Origin of the sequence: Allomuricauda sp. NFXS6 (assembly GCF_040148835.1) — a bacterium.
Taxonomy (GTDB): Bacteria; Bacteroidota; Bacteroidia; order Flavobacteriales; family Flavobacteriaceae; genus Flagellimonas.
Genome location: NZ_JAGEMG010000006.1, coordinates 64,047 through 81,159 on the forward strand (window position 1 = coordinate 64,047; position 17,113 = coordinate 81,159).

The following is a 17,113-nucleotide window of genomic DNA, read 5'->3' on the forward strand; positions in this document are numbered from 1 at the left end:
TTTAAAATTTTAGATTAACTCCGAAAGAATAAATTGCAGCTAAAGGATAGTTGTTATCCGCAACACCAATGGTCAGGTTGTCAATGTTACCACCATCAACTCTAGGTTGTAGCTCAGGGTCAACTCCATCATAACCAGTAATCGTGAACAAGTTGGTACCTTGAAGGTAGAAACGAACACTGTTCATTCCCAAATAACTGGAAACTTGCTCATTGAAAGTATAACCTATTTGAAGGTTCTTCAATCTCATATAAGATCCATCTTCCACAAAGAAAGAATTCGCAGCACCTTCATTGTTTGTTATGCTCTGGCTCAATGCCGGTAATTCAGCATCCAAGTTGTCCGGTGTCCAAGAATCCAATACCCTCACACTTCTGTTGGCATTGAAAAATGTTGGGAAGTCAGTATATACTTTATCATTGTTGAATATTTCGTTCCCTTGAGATCCTTGGAAAAACGCTGACATATCAAAGCCTTTATAGCCCATGGTCAGGTTAATACCGTAAGTAAAGTCTGGGTGAGGCGATCCAATGAACGTTCTATCATCATCATTGATTGTACCATCGTTGTTCAAATCAGCATATCTGAATCTTCCAACACCATCGGCAGGACTTGCAAACCCTTGGTCTGCAGCCGCCGTCACTTCCGCTTCCGAGGCAAAAATGCCGTCAACTACTCTACCGTAAAATGATGAAAGCGGCTGGCCCTCTTGTGTTCTTGTAACGGTACCCGTGGTTCTAAAGCCACCGAAACCAGTTTGGAAAGCACTGATCAAATCCACCACTTCATTTTTGTAATGGGAAACATTAAGATCAATACCATAACTAAAACCAGATTCTGTCTGATCTCTATAGCTTAAAGTTGCATCCACACCTGTATTCTTAAAAGAACCAAGGTTTACGAATGGTGCAGCCGCATCAATAGATGTAGAACTGAACAACTGTTGATCCTGGTTGATCAAATCCTTTGTCTTGATGTTAAAGTATTCCGCAGAAAGGTTCAATTTGTTGTCAAAGAAACCAAGCTCTACACCGAAGTTGGTGGTTTCATTGGTTTCCCATCTCAAATTAGGGTTACCCGCAGCAGACAATAGGGCACCTTGTGCTGCTCCACCACTACCTGTGTACACGTAGTTCGCATATTGCTCGCTCAACACAGAAATATTGATTGTTGGGTTGTTCACCGGAAGTGTCTGGTTACCCAATTGTCCCCAGGAACCTTTCAACTTCAATCGGCTCACGAAAGAGTCTGTTGGCCAGAAGGATTCGTTGCTTACTACCCATCCTGCACTGAACGAAGGAAATATATCGCTCTTGTTGTCTCCGACAAATCTAGAGGATTCATCACGACGTACTGTTGCAGTTAATAAATAACGACCATCGTAATCGTAATTTACCGTTCCGAACAAAGAGAAAAGGGAGTTGGCGTTATCGTAAGCATAAGCTACGTTAGGCGCACCACCACCATTGCTCAACAAATAATAGTCAGGTGTTTCGAAAAAATAGTCGTTTCTAGTAATTTCCTTTCCTTTTGCCTGATTATCCAAAGCCTCAATACCAATTAGAGCATTAATCTTGTGATCTCCGAAAGACTTGTTATAGTTTAAGGTGTTTGTCCATACCCACTCGTAGTTATCTTGATCGGCCTCTCTTAATGTATTTGTGGCAATAGGCTCAGATGATTCTGGAATCAATGGCCTAAAACGTCTGTCGTTGTAAGCTCTAATGGAACCACCGAAGGATGTTTTGAACTGCAATCCATCCATAATGTCCAATGTAGCATAAATATCACCGAATACCCTGAGTGTCTTGGCATAGTCATCTTTTTGACGAGTAGCTTCCGCCACAGGGTTGTTAGGGTTGGATAGTCCTGTATCGTTACTGTAGTTACCACCAAAGTTCCCATCAGTATCATAAACTGGCACCAAAGGAGACATTCTTTGTGCAAAATTGAACCATGACTGCCCACCAGCTCTTCTATCGAAAGAAATGTTGGCGTGTTGCCCGATACGAATTCTATCACCGATTTTAAACTCTGAGTTCAATCGTACCGTCCCTCTTTTAAATCCTGTATGGATTTGAACACCCTGACGGTTTAAGTAGTTAGCAGAGAAGAGAAATCTTGATTTTTCATTACCATTTTCCAAAGTAATGGAAGCGTTTTGCGTAATGGCACTTCTGTAGATTTCATCCACCCAATCGGTACCACCTGGTCTAACATTCATAGTTACAGGAACACCTTGAATAGTGGAAGGAACAACCGGACTTGCACCGTCACCATATTGTGGGTGCGAAGGCGTTCCACCATCATTCAAGATACTTTGCCAAAGCATTTCTCCATGTTGCTGTGGGTTTAGCATATCTGGCTTATTCGTTACTACGGAGAATCCTGTAAGCAAATCAACCGAAACTTTTGCGGTGTTAAGGTTATAACCACCTCCTTTAGTGGTTATAATGACAACACCATTGGATGCCCTTGCACCATAAATAGCGGCAGCACCATCTTTAAGTACGTTAAATTGCTCGATATCCGCTGGGTTAATTGAGTTTAAGATACCTGGGTCATCGGTCTGAACGCCATCAATAATATAAAGAGGGTCGTTACTATTACCTGTACCAAAACCCCTAATACGAACTACTGGAGCTGAACCAGGAGCACCGTTATTGGTAACTGTAACACCTGCCACCCTACCTTGTAAGGCTTCTGCGGCGTTTACAACAGGAGTTTTTGTGGCTTCCTCAACATCAACTGTTGCCACAGATCCTGTTAATTCCCCTCTTGTTTGTGTACCATAACCTGTTACCACCACCTCATCCAAGGCTGCGGCATCTTCTTCCATGGTTACATCGATCGTAGTATTGCCGTTTACTGGAATTTCAATGGTCTTAAATCCTACGTAAGAAAAAACCAAGGTAGCATCCGAAGCTGCCGTAATGGAGTAATTTCCATCAAAATCCGTTTGCGTACCGTTGGTAGTACCCTTTACAATAACATTTGTTCCGGGTAGTGGAGTTCCAAAGTTATCCACAACGGTTCCCGTAATGGTAATTTGGTAAGGAGGTGAAGTAGCTTCATCCAAGTCTGGGGCCGCTGCCATTGCAGATCCACCCACCAGCATCATTGTCATTGACAAAAAGAGAGCCTGAAAAGCTTTAAAGCAATCAGACAATCTTGTCAAAACTTTAAATCTGTTTTGATTCATAGATAGTCTATTTAGTTTAGTTATTTACCATAATCGAGACCGTGCATATTGTCTCAATCAGGAACAATAATAGGTAAAATTTTAGAATTGACAATATTTTAACATTAAATATTCAAAATGATAAAATGAGTACTTTGAAAATATAAAAATGCCAATGCTAAGAAAACGTTAATATGCCTAGGCTGAGCATCCACCTTACTTTATAGCTTATTGGATGCTCTGCAAGTCGCCTTTAAATTTACAACAAATATGCGATTAATTGTTATTTTTACACAAGGTGAATTTGAGACCTAATTAGTGGCTACTTCGATTTAGGACATTGAACTGATTTTTTAAGAAATTCCTACAACATATTTATAATTGAATTTTGGAGTTGTTGATGTAATTGATTTTATCAATCTATATATGCAACCATAGGTTTCCAAAAGCACCTAAACATGGCCACTGTTTAAATATCGGTCGAAGTAAAATTGAACATTCCCAAGATAAGACCATTCATTGTATCAAAATGATACAATAAGTTGCTCTTTTTTTTATTTTTATATTTTTTTGATGTAAATTTTACGATGTTTACAAAATGTTACCAATCGAAAAAGACCATATAACCAACCTTGCCTATGATACCGTAATCCTAGGTTTTACAGGTAAAGAATTGAAGATTTTGATACTGGAATATCAAAATTCCGATCAGTTTGCATTGCCTGGAGGATTTATTCGGCGCGATGAAGATTTGTACGATGCGGTTAAAAGAGGAGTGCGGGAAAGAACGGGTTTAGAAAAAATCCATTTGGAACAATTTTACACCTTTGGAAAAAAAAACAGAGACAGTTCCTACCCCTTTAAAAAGATTGCTGCCGGAAAAGGGTACACCTTAACATCCGATCATTGGGTCCTTGATAGATTCATCACTGTAGGATATTATGCGCTGATCAATTACAACCAAGTGCAACCTACCCCAGATAAATTTTCGGATTCAATCAATTGGTACGACATTAATAAGCTCCCAAAGTTAATGATAGACCACGCGGAAATTGTTGACAAAGCATTGGAATCCATCCAGCATGATCTGGGCAAGAAACCTATAGGGGAAAATCTGTTGCCCGAAAAATTTACGATGAAAGAACTACAAAAGGTCTATGAAATTATTTTAAACAAAGAATTTCGTCGTACTACATTTCAACGTAAAATGTTAGGCATGGATATTTTAAAGCGGCACGAAAAACTATATACTGGAGCCGCAAACAAGGCACCCTATCTGTACAGTTTCAACACAAAAAAGATGGAAAAGGCTGAAAAGCCATGAAAAAAATCAAACTCACCACAAGAAATTGTTGAATAATTCAACCTTTAAAATCTAAACGAAATAGACGAATGCCAAATTTCAATATTGATGCCGACCCTAAACACACCTACGATGCCATAGTAATCGGCTCGGGAATCAGCGGTGGTTGGGCAGCTAAAGAGCTCTGCGAGAAAGGATTGAAGACCCTTGTTTTAGAACGGGGGCCTGTCGTGGAACATCCAAAAGATTACACTACCGCCAATTTAGACCCTTGGGATATGGAGCTTCGGGGAGGATTAACTCCTGAACAACAAAAAAAACACTATAAAGGCATACGGTCAGGTTTTATAGGCCAAGACACCGAACATTTTTATGCCAACGACGAGGAAAATCCATATACCGAGGTTAAACCATTCCTTTGGATACGGGGGCACCAAATGGGCGGTCGTTCGCTCTTGTGGGGCAAACAGACCTACCGTTGGAGCGAAATGGATTTTGAGGCCAACGCCAAGGACGGTCATGGGGTGGATTGGCCCATACGCTACAAAGATTTGGAACCGTGGTACACCTATGTGGAGAAGTTTGCGGGCATCAGTGGCGAAGCCCTAGGGCTGCCCCAGCTTCCCGATAGCCACTTTCTACCTCCCATGGAGTTGAACTGCGTGGAAAAACACATCAAAAAACGTATAGAACGGGACTTCCCCGGAAGACACATGATCATAGGCCGTGTGGCGCATTTAACCCAACCACTTAATGGCAGGGGGCAATGCCAATACCGCAACCGATGTAGCCGCGGGTGCCCGTACGGCGCCTATTTTAGCAGTAATGCCGTAACCTTGCCAGCAGCCAATGCAACCGGGAATCTTACTTTTAGGCCCTACTCCATTGTGCAGTCCATTATGTATGATGAAGGAACAGGCAAGGCATCCGGTGTTCGCATTATTGATGCCGAGACCAATGAGGACATCGAATTCAAGGCCAAAATTGTATTCTGCAACGCCTCTACCTTGAGTACCACCCAAATACTATTGAATTCCACCTCTAATCGCTTTCCCGAAGGGATGGGCAACGATAGCGGGGAGCTGGGCTATAATTTAATGGACCACACCTACCGTGTAGGTGCATTGGGCAGGGTTGAAGGCTTTGAGGACAAATACTACAGTGGCCGCAGGCCCAACGGAATTTATATCCCCCGCTATTGGAACATCGACGAAAACTCAAAATCCGATAAATTTTTGCGTGGTTTTGGGTATCAAGGTGGTGGGTATCGCATGGGAAATAGTGAAGCGGCCAATCGTAAAGAATTCGGTGGCGATTACAAGGATAGTATCATGAAACCTGGACCCTGGGAATTCTTCATTACAGGTTTTGCCGAATGTTTGCCCTATCATGATAATAAAGTGTACCTCAACAAGGAGGTGACGGATAAATGGGGACAACCTACTTTGTCCATAGATTGTGAGTACAAGGAAAACGAATTGGCCCAGAACAAACAGATTCAAGAAGATGCGGTGGAAATGCTCGAAAAAGCTGGGGTAAAAGATGTTCTTGGGTTTGATAACGAGCACGAACCGGGGTATGGGGTTCACGAAATGGGAACCGCACGTATGGGCCGCGACCCAAAAACCTCAGTTTTGAACGGAACCAATCAAGTGCATGCTGTCAAAAATGTATTTGTGACAGATGGTGCCTGTATGACCTCCAATTCTTGTGTGAATCCGTCACTTACCTATATGGCGCTTACTGCAAGGGCTGCCGATCATGCCGTGAAAGAACTCAAAAAAATGAACCTTTAAAATTATGGATCGCAGAAAAGCTTTAAAATTTACAGGAAGTATGGCCGCAGCTGCCGTTGCCGGCCCTTCATTGTTATCCCTGCTTCAGTCTTGTAAAAATGAAACACGTGTAGATTGGCAACCACAATTTTTGACGATGGATGAGGCTGCCTTCGTGTCCAAAATAGTGGATATGATTTTACCACGTACCGAAACACCGGGAGCTTTGGATGTGAAAGTTGACATTTTTATCGATAAGGTCTATGCCAAATTGTATGATGCCAATGGTCAAAACCATGTTAGAAAAGAAATAGAAAAGTTCAATTCCGATTGTATATCCGATTTTGGCGACAGCTTTGTGAACCTTTCCAAATCCGACCAAATCAAAGTCTTGGAAAAGGCAGAACAAAACTCGGGGCAATTTGGAAGCGGGGTTTGGGGAACCACAGTAGGAAACCCAGAACAAGTAGGCTTCTATCTGTCCTTAAAATCAACCATTTTATGGGGCTATTTTACCTCCGAGGACATCGGTGAAAATGTACTTAACTATGACCCTGTTCCAGGAGCATATCACGGTTGTATACCATTGGCAGAGGTGGGCAATAAATGGAGCCTTTAACCTATGCAAAACAAGTCTTTTTATATCAACCGAAGAAAATTCCTGACTGGCTCGGCCGCTGCTTTGGCCCTATCGTCATTTGGCGCCTATGGCATGGATTTGATGTACTCATCAAAAAAGTGGAATGTAGGACTAATAGGTTGTGGTTGGTACGGCGTAAGTGATTTGTTCAAACTGATTCAAGTAGCCAATATCGAAGTGGTCTCACTCTGTGATGTGGACAAAAAACATCTGGAAGAAGCTGCATATTTGGTGTCTCAGCGACAAAAATCCCGTAAAAAGCCAAGGATGTACAGCGATTATCGCAAAATGCTTGCCGAAAAAGACTTAGATATTGTTCTTATCGGTTCCCCAGACCATTGGCATGCGCTACAAGCCATAGAAGCCATGGAATCTGGTGCACATCTTTATTTACAAAAACCCATTAGCCTTGATATTTTGGAAGGCGAAGCCATTTTGGCCACTGCCCGAAGATTGGGCAAAAAAGTGCAAGTAGGCACCCAACGTAGAAGTACGCCGCACTTGATCGAAGGCAAGAAAAACATTATAGATGCTGGACTACTGGGAAAAATATCCCATGTGGAAATGTGCTGTTACTACCACATGCGTTGGAATGCCAATCCGCCAGTACAGCAAGTTCCCGATCACTTTGATTACGATTTTTGGTCCGGTCCTGCTCCGTTGAGGCCCTATATTGGTTTGCCACATAAAAAGTGGAGAGCCTTTACGGAATACGGAAATGGTATTGTGGGCGATATGTGCGTCCATATGCTGGATGCCGTTCGGTGGATGCTCGGCCTCGGGTGGCCCAAAAAAGTATCTTCCACGGGAGGGATTTACGTCCAAAAAGATTCCGTTGCCAATACTTCGGATACACAAACCGCCATTTTTGAGTTTGATGAACTCAATTGCGTATGGCAGCATCGTAGTTGGGGCAATCCGACGGATCCAGATTACCCTTGGGCATTTTTTATTTATGGCGAAAAAGGAACTTTTAAGGGAAGTGTGTTCCAATATGAGTTCATTCCCCATGATAGTGGTAAGACCATAAAAAAAGAAGCGGTTTACGAGCGTGAAAAATATCCAGAGGATTTAAAGGAAAAGGATATCGAGCTCCATACAGCACCAGCTACACGAGGCCACATGTTGGATTTGTTGGATGCTATCGAAAGTGATAGATTTCCTGTTGCCGATGTAGAGCAGGGCCATATTTCCACAGCCAGTTGTATCCTGGCCAACCTTGCTATGGGATTGGAACGCCCATTGGTTTATAATCCACAAAAAAGGATTATTGTTGATGATACCGAAGCCTCTTCATTGCTCAAACATCAGTATCGAGGGACTTGGCAACATCCCTCGGAAACCATTTTATGATCAAACAAACCCACTATCAATATAAAAATTGATAGCCAACAGAACCAAAATGACAAAATTCAACCTTTTATTGCCACTTCTATTCATGTCTTTTTCCGTTATGGCGCAACAAGACCATAAACGAACCATTGTTACCACCGATGGTGAAATAGACGATGTGGACACCTTTATTCGTTTTTTGATGTACGCCAACGAATTTGATACCGAAGGATTGATCTATTCCAGTTCCATGTGGCATTGGAAGGGTGATGGCAAGGGAACCACCATGGTCTCCGAAATGGAAATGACCCGAAATATGTATGGGGAACGCAGCGAATTGAGATGGCCAGGAACCACTTGGATACAGGAACTGTTGGCCGAATATGCCAAAGTACATCCCAACCTATTGCTTCATGATAAAAACTACCCTACCCCAAAAGAGCTTTTGGCGCTGGTAAAAGTGGGCAACATAGATTTTGAGGGGGAAATAGACCAACGCACCGAAGGTTCAAAATGGATAGCAAAAAAATTGCTGGATGATGACCCGCGCGAAATTTTTCTTCAGGCCTGGGGCGGAACCAATACCATTGCCCGTGCCCTAAAATCAATCGAAGAAGACTATTCCAGCCATAAAGATTGGGAAACAATCAAAGAAAAAGTATCAAAAAAGGCCATCATCTACACCATCATGGACCAAGATGCCACCTACAAAAAATACATAGGGCCCAATTGGCCCAATATAAGGGTCTTTTACAATGCCAACCAATTTTGGTGCTTTGCCTACCCATGGAAACAAGTGGTTCCCAAGAGCCAGCAACCCTATTTAGAGGGGAGTTTTATGGGCCCCAACATCATAAATGATCATGGACCGTTGTTTACAAAATATTATTCCTACGGGGATGGGCAAAAACAAGAAGGAGATCCTAATCATTTTGAGGGAGATATTTCAAAAATTGCACATACCGATCGCGGCAATTTTTCCAAATACGATTTCATCTCAGAAGGAGATTCCCCTGCTTTTTTACATTTGGTAGATGTTGGTCTGGACAACTACGAAGACCCGTCCCGAGGGGGTTGGAGCGGTCGTTTTGAGCAATCGACCGAAAATCCATACCGTTTTGAAGACGGTGAAGCCGCGGCCGATCTAAATCCTGAAACCGGAGAAATGGACAAAAGCTATCCTCAGACCCGTTGGATAAAACCCATGCAGCTCGATTTTGCTGCCCGTGCCGATTGGTGCATCAAACCTTTTGAAGAAGCCAACCATCCTCCACAGATTTCTGTATCGCAGGGGAATTCGATTAATGCAAAACCAGGAGAAAAGGTTGTTCTCAATCTTTCTGCTGAAGATATTGACGAACACCCTGTCTTTTTTAACGTTTGGCCCTATGCGGAAGCTGGTGATGGGGCTGCAACCGTTGCATTAAAAACTGATGTGGCATCGGTAAAAATTCCAAAAACCGCAAAAAGCGGGGAACTATACCATATCATTGTTGAAGGTACCGATACTGGCTTTCCTGCTTTGACCAGGTACCAAAGAGTTATCATTTCGATCAAATAAATTAGAGAACATACTAACGCTTAATTAAAAAACCCTCCCCTTTTGCTTCTAACCAGTCTGCTCATCATCATTGTTTTATTGGTGCTTATCCTAACAAAAAAGATGAGTGCCATGGCTGCCCTTATTTTGGTACCCGTAGTAGGTGCCTTACTAGCTGGATTTGGCTGGGAAACGTTTGATTTTGCGCTGGATGGCATCAAAAGCATTGCTCCTGTTGTGGCCATGTTCGTATTTGCTATCCTATTTTTTGGGATCCTGACCGATGCGGGAATGTTCAATCCCATTATAAACACCATTTTAAAATGGGTGGGCACCAACCCAACCTTAATTGCCATTGGTACTGCCTTGTTGGCCATGACCGTACATTTTGATGGCTCGGGGGCCACCACCTTTTTAATTGTAATTCCTGCCATATTGCCCCTTTATGAAAAACTCCAAATGGATCGTCGCGTTTTGGCTTGCGTCGTATCCTTGGCAGCAGGCACCATGAACATGCTTCCATGGGGCGGCCCAACCATCCGTGCAGCCTCAGCACTCAACTTAAGCGTGGCCGAGATATATTCCCCTATTATGCTACCACAGATTTGTGGACTTTTATTTGTTGTTTTTATTGCCTGGCGGTTGGGCAAAAAAGAATCCAGACGCCTCAATATTCAAAAAAATACAGTTGCTAAGGAAGAAATTAAAGCCATGGAGACAGATGTGCCGACCATGCCTTCCAAAACCAGAAACTTTTGGCTCAATGTCATCATAACCATTTTGGCACTTGCCTTTTTAATTTCAGGTACGGTTCCTCCCGCCCTCGTTTTTATGATCGGGACAGTCTTGGTTTTGATGTTGAACTTTCCAAGTCTGGAAAAACAAAAAGATTTAATTTTTTCTCATTCAAGAGCCACTATTTTGATGGCTTCCATATTGTTGGCCGCTGGAGTTTTTACAGGAATTATGAAAGAATCGGGCATGATAGCCAACATGGCCGAAAGTGCCGTGAACGTTATTCCGACCGCTGCAGGTGAAAGATTACCGCTTATTCTTGCGGTGCTGAGTATGCCACTTAGTTTTTTGTTCGATCCCAATTCGTTCTATTTTGGATTTTTACCCATATTGGCACAAACGGGCAACGAGTTTGGTATAGCCTCTGCAACCATGGGTCAGGCGGCAATTATGGGACAAATGACCACGGGCTTTCCCTTAAGTCCCTTAACGGCCGCAACCTTTTTATTGATCGGTTTGGCAAAAGTGGATTTGGCGGACCATCAAAAGTTTACTTTTAAATATGCCCTTTTGACCACATTGGTCATGACATTGATTTCAGTTTTAATTGGAGTGATTCCCATATAATATGAAAAAAACAATTCGCATAGGATCAGGAGCTGGCTATTCGGGAGACCGAATTGAACCTGCTGTGGATCTAATACAAAAGGGGGATTTGGACTATATTATCTTCGAATGCCTTGCAGAGCGTACCATTGCCTTGGCCCAATTGCAGAAAACACAAAACAAAGAGCTTGGTTATGACCCTTTATTGGAAGACCGCATGAAAGCCTGTTTACCTTATTGTGTTTCAAACAATGTAAAACTTATCAGCAATATGGGTGCCGCCAATCCTGTTGCTGCGGCAAAAAAAACGGCCAAAATAGCAAGTGAATTGGGTTTAAGAAACATCAAAATAGGTGCCGTGTTTGGTGATGACGTAAAATCATTACTGGATTTTGAAACACAGACCTTATTGGAAAGTGGCGAATCCTTATCCGTTTTGGACGATAAAATCATTTCTGCCAATGCCTATTTGGGGGTGGAAGGAATTTTATCGGCGCTGACGGATGGGGCAGACATTATCCTAACTGGCAGAGTGGCGGACCCCGCCCTATTTTTGGCTCCTATTATACACGAATTTGATTGGTCCCTCAGCGATTACCCTCTTTTGGCCAAAGGAACTGCTTTGGGTCATTTAATGGAATGTGCCGGTCAAGTATGCGGTGGTTATTTTGCCGACGGAGTTAAAAAACAAGTTCCCAATTTAGGAAGTCTAGGATTCCCTATTGCAGAAATCAACGAAGAGGGCTCCTTCTTTATCACCAAATTAAGGGATTCTGGCGGTATGGTAACCCCAGCAACCTGCAAAGAACAATTGCTGTACGAGGTACATGACCCATCGGAATACCTAACTCCCAATGTTATTGCCGATTTTTCCAGCATCAGTTTTAAGGAAATGGAAAAAGATAAAGTAGAAGTTTCTGGAGCTACGGGAAAACCTTTGACGGGAAAATTAAAAGTGTCCGTCGGCTATCATGATGGTTATATGGCAGATGCCCAAATAAGTTATGGTGGAAGTCATGTATTGGAACGGGCCAAATTGGCGATTGAAATCATCAAAGAAAGATTACGATCCATGGATTTGGAAGTGGAGGATATCCTTTTTGACCTAATTGGGGTCAACAGTCTTTTTAAAGGGAATGAAACCAAAGCAAGCCCTACGGAAGTTCGATTGCGAGTAGCCGCTAAAACAAAAAGCAGAAAAGAGGCCGCACAGTTGGTCAATGAACTGGAAACACTGTACACCAATGGTCCGGCAGCTGGAGGCGGTGTTAGCAAAACGGTCACAGAAATCATTGCCATCCAATCTGTCCTAATTGATAAAGCTAGGGTAGCTCCCGCAGTTGAATACTTTAAAAGCTAACAAATGAAACTAAAGGATCTAGCACATTCTCGAACAGGAGACAAAGGAGATATTATAAATATCTCGCTTATTGTTTTTGATGAAAAGGATTATCAAACCTTGCAAAAATTGGTGACTGCCACTGCAGTGAAAAAGTTTCTTGGAGAAATGGTCCTGGGCGAGGTAATACGATATGAACTCCCAAACCTCGGTGCAATGAATTTTGTAATCCACAAGGCACTTCGGGGAGGGGTAACACGCTCCCTGCGCTTGGACAAGCACGGAAAAACATTATCGTCCTATCTGTTGGAAATGCCACTGGAAATAAAAAACTAAAACTTAATTGATGAAAACATTCTTAAAATTGATATTGGTCATTTGTACCCTTCAGTTGACCTATGCACAAACAACAAAGGGAACCATAGTAATTGATTCCATTTACTCTGAGAATTTGGAAAATAATTTTGATGAAAACCCTACTCGGAAAGTTGGGGTTTATCTTCCTCCCAACTATGACAAGGGAACCCAAAAATACCCCGTAATTTATTTTTTACACGGCTTTTATGGCGACCACAACATGTTGGAGCCCATGAAGGAAATCTTGGATTTTGCCATAGAGACCAAACGAATTCGACCTTTTATTTTGGTGATTCCCAACCAAAAAACCACCTACGAGGGGAGTTTTTACTCCAATTCTGGCATTTTTGGAAATTGGGAGGACTTTACCGTACAAGATTTGGTAGAATACATGGACGAAAATTACCGCACGCTGGCCAAAAAAGAAAGTCGCGGCATTACAGGCCACAGCATGGGCGGTTATGGTGCCTTGAACATCGCCATGAAACATCCAGATGTTTTCAATACCGTTTACGCCATCAGCCCCGGAGCTTTGGCCATAGTTCGTGAGTACGGACCGAACAGCAATACCTTTAAAGAGCTTTCGGAAATATCGACCTACGAAGCATTGGAAAAAACATATTTTGGCAAAGTCATGGTCGCTTTTGCCCGTTCCTGGTCCCCCAACCCGAACAACCCTCCTTTTTACGGTGATTTTCCGTTTGGGTATAAAGATGGTGAGTTGGTCATACACCAAGAAACACTTAAAAAATGGCATGATAATATGCCTTTTTACAATCTCGAAAATTATATTGACAATCTAAAAAGCTTGAAAGCCATCAAAATGGATTGGGGCAGAAATGCTGGAGAACGATTTACACAGCAATGTAAAATGTTCAGTATAAAATTGGAAAACCTGGGTATTGACCATTTCGCTGAGGAATACATTGGAACCCATGTGAATAATATCTATACAAAAAATGGCCGTTTGCCCCAACAAGTGTTGCCTTTTTTTGAATATTATCTCGAGTTCGAAGATTAAAACCGATCAAAAGTAGCGGTATTGTAATATCTTTCTAAATACAAGTCATTAACTTGCAATTGATTCTCACACAAACAACTAAACAAGATGCATACCTTAAAACAAAACCTTCGATGGGGCAGTCTGTTCTTAGCAACATTATTTATAGGCTGTAGCCCAAAATTTACCGAAGAAAAAAAGGAAGGTTTCAACCTTGTACATCATGAAAATGGAGCAACCCTTGGGTACAGCCCAGATTCGAAAGTATCCATTCTAACCGTTGACCGTTTGGCCTTTAAGGACCTGAACCAAAACGGTACTTTAGACCCTTATGAGGATTGGAGGCTCCCTGCCGATGAAAGAGCCCATGATCTTGCCTCAAAAATGAGTGTGGAGCAAATTGCCGGTTTAATGCTTTATAGTGCACACCAATCCATTCCTGGAGGAGGCAATAGTTTTTTCGGAGCTGTCACCTACAATGGAAAACCATATGATGAAAGCGGAGCCAAACCAAGTGATCTATCCGATGCACAAAAGAAATTTCTTTTAGAGGACAACCTACGCCATGTTTTGATTACCAGTGTGGAGTCGCCGGGAATATCGGCACAATGGAACAACAATGCACAGGCTATGGTAGAAGGAATTGGATTGGGCATCCCCATCAACACCAGTTCGGACCCTAGACATGGAAGCGATTCTTATGCAGAGTTTAATGCAGGTGCAGGAGGGAAAATCTCAATGTGGCCCAGTACCTTGGGATTGGCGGCTAGTTTTGACCCATCACTAATGCAACAATTTGGGAAAATTGCTTCCAAAGAATACCGTGCTTTAGGAATTGCCACTGCCCTATCTCCACAAATAGATTTGGCAACAGAACCGCGCTGGTCCCGTTTTGATGGCACCATGGGCGAAGACCCAAAACTTGCCGCCGACATGGCCCGAGCATATGTTGAAGGCTTCCAAGCTTCAGAAAATGGCGATTGGGGCAACCAAAGTGTAAATGCCATGGTAAAGCACTGGCCTGGAGGTGGCCCCGAAGAAGGTGGTCGTGATGGTCATTTTGGATATGGATCCTATGCCGTTTATCCTGGCAAAAACCTAGAGGATCATTTAAAGCCTTTTACCGAAGGGGCCTTTGATTTGGAAGGTCCAACCGAAATGGCCACTGCCGTAATGCCCTATTATACCATTTCATACAATCAGGACACGGAGAATGGCGAAAATGTGGGCAATGCCTACAATAAATACTTGATTACAGACCTGCTACGTGGCAAATACGGTTACGATGGTGTGGTGTGCACAGATTGGGGCATTACAGGGGATGCGCCGAATGTATATGAATTTAGGGGCAAGCCTTGGGGTGTTGAAAATTTAAGCGTGGCCGAAAGACATTATAAAATTATTGAAGCGGGCTGCGACCAATTTGGAGGCAACAACGATATGGGACCTGTTATCGAAGCCTATCAAATGGGCGTAGAGGAACATGGAGAGGAATACATGCGCAAACGTTTTGAAACTTCTGCTGTACGACTTTTGAAAAATATATTCAGAACAGGGTTGTTTGAAAATCCGTATTTGGATGTATCAGAAACAAAACAAATCGTCGGTAATGCCGAGTTTATGGAAGCGGGCTACAAGGCACAGCTCAAATCCGTAGTGATGCTGAAGAACAGTTCAGAAACCTTGCCAGTTAAAGCCAAAACAAAAGTATATGTACCCCAGCGCTATGTTGCCCCTACCGTTAACTGGTTTGGCGTTGCGACCAAAGAACGTACCGAACATCCATTTAATATGGAAATAGTGGCCAAGTATTTTGAAGTTGTGGATGAACCTAGTGAGGCGGATTTTGCACTCGTAGGTATACAAAGTCCAAATGGTGGTGTTGGATACGACGTTGCGGATACGGAAAAAGGAGGCAATGGCTATGTGCCCATTAGCTTGCAGTATGGCACCTATACGGCAACCAATGCCCGGGACCAAAGTATAGCGGCAGGAAGCCCCCTAGAAGATGGGATAACTAACCGCTCCTACAAGGGCAAAACAACAACCGCTGTCAATATTTCGGATATGGGCTTGGTTACGGATACCAAAAGAAAAATGGGAAATAAACCCGTTATTGTAATTATTAAAGTATCCAAACCTATGGTTTTCGCTGAGATTGAGCCTTCAGCCGATGCTATTTTGGCACATATGGGGGTTCAAGACCAAGCATTAATGGATATTGTCTCCGGCAAGGTGGAACCCTCTGCCATGTTACCATTCCAAATGCCAAACGATATGATGACTGTTGAATCTCAATTTGAGGACGTGCCAAGGGACATGGAACCCTACACGGACTCCAATGGCAATGCGTACGATTTTGCTTTCGGGCTCAATTGGAATGGTGTAATTAATGATGCAAGAACGCAAGCCTATAAATAGGATATATGGGTAGGTTAAAATTAAAGGAGGGGGTATAAAAAGTAAGTCAATGTCATATTGAGCTTGTCGAAATATTTTCAACTTACTGATAATCAATATCGGTTTCGACAGGCTCAACCTGACAAATCAAGTTGTGAAGACTTTTTAGGCCTCTTTTCTATTCAACTTTTACATCTTAAAACATTTTATCGTGTATCTGTGATTTTAACCCAAAGAAAAAATCTATCGAGAGAAGATGTACTAGTTTTGACCCGCCAAACAAGATTTAAAACCAAACCAGTTTCCTAATGCTCCCCAACCAGAATCCCAAGAAAAATCTTTACATCATTTTTTTTCTCAATTCCATTTATCCGTTAAGCCCAAGCTTAAAAGATTACCTTGCCGATAAAATAAAGAGTTGTTCCTTCGAAAAAAATGAACTTATCAGTACGGCCGGTGAGGTTTGCGATCGTCTTTATTTGATAAAAAGAGGAATGGTCCGCGGATATTTTGTAAGCGATACTTCGGAAATAACCACATGGATTGATTCGGAGAATGAAGTCTTTACTTCAATCACCGGTTTCTTTAGAAACCAAAAAAGCGAGGAATACATTCAAAGCTTGGAAACCACCTATTGTGATTATCTGGAATATAAAGACTATAAATACTGCTTGAACCACTTTCCAGAAATGCGGCACATTAATCGTATACTACTTGAGGAATACTATATTTTAGCTGAACATAGGGTGTATTTGGCAAGAATTCCAAATGCTGGTAAACGATTGGACTTTTTTATGAAAAACAGAAAGCCTGAAATCATTGACCGAATTCCAAGGAAACATTTGGCCTCATACTTGGCCATAAGACCGGAAACCCTATCCAGACTAATGAAGGAAAGAAGTTAG

General features: G+C 42.4%; 12 protein-coding genes. 11 read left to right on the plus strand and 1 reads right to left on the minus strand.

The window, feature by feature from the left end; translation table 11 throughout:
* Position 1: 1 nt before the first annotated feature.
* Positions 2 to 3,202 (minus strand): SusC/RagA family TonB-linked outer membrane protein, encoded by a 3,201-nt coding sequence (locus J4E06_RS10330; RefSeq protein ID WP_349523833.1) that lies wholly within the window; start codon positions 3,200 to 3,202, stop codon positions 2 to 4.
* A gap of 577 nt (positions 3,203 to 3,779) precedes the next feature.
* On the opposite strand from J4E06_RS10330, the gene J4E06_RS10335 reads away from it, so the two are divergent.
* The 11 genes from J4E06_RS10335 (at position 3,780) to J4E06_RS10385 (ending at position 17,113) form a co-directional block, all read left to right on the plus strand.
* Positions 3,780 to 4,505: an NUDIX hydrolase gene (locus J4E06_RS10335; RefSeq protein ID WP_349523834.1), complete on the plus strand. Its 726-nt coding sequence runs from the start codon at positions 3,780 to 3,782 to the stop codon at positions 4,503 to 4,505.
* Positions 4,506 to 4,573: 68 nt separating this feature from the next.
* A complete protein-coding gene (locus tag J4E06_RS10340; protein WP_349523835.1) occupies positions 4,574 to 6,280 on the plus strand; it encodes a GMC oxidoreductase in 1,707 nt (568 codons plus the stop codon).
* 4 nt (positions 6,281 to 6,284) lie between these two features.
* Positions 6,285 to 6,878, plus strand: coding sequence for a gluconate 2-dehydrogenase subunit 3 family protein (locus J4E06_RS10345; protein ID WP_349523836.1), 594 nt, complete (start codon positions 6,285 to 6,287; stop codon positions 6,876 to 6,878).
* A gap of 3 nt (positions 6,879 to 6,881) precedes the next feature.
* Positions 6,882 to 8,252: a Gfo/Idh/MocA family protein gene (locus J4E06_RS10350; RefSeq protein WP_349523837.1), complete on the plus strand. Its 1,371-nt coding sequence runs from the start codon at positions 6,882 to 6,884 to the stop codon at positions 8,250 to 8,252.
* A gap of 49 nt (positions 8,253 to 8,301) precedes the next feature.
* Positions 8,302 to 9,792, plus strand: a complete 1,491-nt coding sequence (locus J4E06_RS10355) for a DUF1593 domain-containing protein (protein ID WP_349523838.1) — start codon at positions 8,302 to 8,304, stop codon at positions 9,790 to 9,792.
* A gap of 42 nt (positions 9,793 to 9,834) precedes the next feature.
* Positions 9,835 to 11,133, plus strand: a complete 1,299-nt coding sequence (locus J4E06_RS10360) for a CitMHS family transporter (protein WP_349523839.1) — start codon at positions 9,835 to 9,837, stop codon at positions 11,131 to 11,133.
* Between the two features lies 1 nt (position 11,134).
* Entirely contained in the window at positions 11,135 to 12,472 is a 1,338-nt protein-coding gene (locus J4E06_RS10365) for an acyclic terpene utilization AtuA family protein (RefSeq protein ID WP_349523840.1), read from the plus strand.
* Positions 12,473 to 12,475: 3 nt separating this feature from the next.
* Positions 12,476 to 12,787, plus strand: a complete 312-nt coding sequence (locus tag J4E06_RS10370; protein ID WP_014033591.1) for an AtuA-related protein — start codon at positions 12,476 to 12,478, stop codon at positions 12,785 to 12,787.
* A 10-nt stretch (positions 12,788 to 12,797) separates the two neighbouring features.
* On the plus strand, positions 12,798 to 13,829 hold the full coding sequence (locus J4E06_RS10375) for an alpha/beta hydrolase (RefSeq protein WP_349523841.1): 1,032 nt from the start codon (positions 12,798 to 12,800) through the stop codon (positions 13,827 to 13,829).
* Positions 13,830 to 13,916: 87 nt separating this feature from the next.
* Positions 13,917 to 16,229, plus strand: coding sequence for a glycoside hydrolase family 3 protein (locus J4E06_RS10380; RefSeq protein ID WP_349523842.1), 2,313 nt, complete (start codon positions 13,917 to 13,919; stop codon positions 16,227 to 16,229).
* A gap of 287 nt (positions 16,230 to 16,516) precedes the next feature.
* Positions 16,517 to 17,113: a Crp/Fnr family transcriptional regulator gene (locus J4E06_RS10385; RefSeq protein ID WP_349523843.1), complete on the plus strand. Its 597-nt coding sequence runs from the start codon at positions 16,517 to 16,519 to the stop codon at positions 17,111 to 17,113.